Below are 256 nucleotides of genomic sequence, written 5' to 3'. Positions count from 1 at the left end.
GTACTTTTCCAGATGCCGGGAACGATTGTCTTCACACCGACGGGTCTGACGCAGCGCTTCTGGCTGCGGAAAGATAAATCCATGCGCTACGACGAAATCATGAGCACACAGGTCATCGGAGCGGGACGAATGACGCGCGTGCTTGGAGACAATCGTGTGAGCATTACCCACACGTGGAATCACAGTGGTTCCGACCAATTCCGCAAAGAACTTGAACGACGTACAGGGAAACGCGTCATTCGCTAACTTCGACCTG

At 53.5% G+C, this 256-nt stretch carries 1 protein-coding gene; it reads left to right on the top strand.

Annotated elements, in window-relative coordinates:
- On the top strand, positions 1-246 hold a 246-nt coding region (locus JAO29_RS23165), incomplete at its 5' end, for a hypothetical protein (protein ID WP_334270653.1).
- Positions 247-256: the final 10 nt, after the last annotated feature.

The sequence above is a fragment of the Edaphobacter sp. HDX4 genome (assembly GCF_036877565.1).
Taxonomy (GTDB): Bacteria; Acidobacteriota; Terriglobia; order Terriglobales; family Acidobacteriaceae; genus Edaphobacter.
The sequence above is the reverse complement of the archived record's forward strand: the minus strand, read 5'-3'. Positions and strand labels throughout refer to the sequence as shown.